The 590-nt window shown below is 44.7% G+C and carries 1 protein-coding gene; it reads right to left on the bottom strand.

Annotated elements, in window-relative coordinates:
• A partial coding sequence (locus ACQ4N8_RS28145) for a helix-turn-helix domain-containing protein (RefSeq protein ID WP_430707675.1) occupies positions 1–523 on the bottom strand: 523 nt, incomplete at its 3' end.
• Positions 524–590 lie beyond the last annotated feature (67 nt).

Consider the following 590-nt stretch of genomic DNA (forward strand, 5'->3'; position numbering starts at 1 on the left):
GCAAAGCATCCTGACCTCCAGCCTCGTACTTCTTTACCCATCCGTACACTTGCGGGTAGGAAACCTGAAAGTGGCTCGCCGTTTTTTTGTAATCTTGTCCATTTGCAAGGCAATACAGGACAATGTCAATCCTCTCTTGCCAGGTTGTAGAGCGCCCTTTGGTCATAGCTGTTGTTCCCCCTGTATAAGCTTTTAAGCTGCTATGACCATTATACTTCTTAATCCAATCAACAAGTTGATTTCGACTGGCGATCCTGTACTTATCGATCACTTGATATTGCGACATTCCCCCTTCGAGGCAGTCCATAACGGCTTGAAGTTTAAGCTCGGTGGAATAACTGCGATTCTGGGAACGAACCTCTAATCCTTCATACCCGTACACTCGATAACGACGTCGCCATTTGGCTAAGGTGGTTTTGGTTAAACCGAACTTTTTAGCTGCAGTCTTGACGCCGATATGACCAGCTTCGATCTCCTGAATGATAGCGAATTTCTCTGAGGCTGTATGTTCTTTTTTGGACATAAAAAATACTCCCCCTACAGTAACAGGTTTTATTATTTCACCTGTCTACCGTATGGGGAGCATATCA

The sequence above is a fragment of the Paenibacillus macerans genome, from assembly GCF_050565405.1.
Classification (GTDB): domain Bacteria; phylum Bacillota; class Bacilli; order Paenibacillales; family Paenibacillaceae; genus Fontibacillus; species Fontibacillus macerans_B.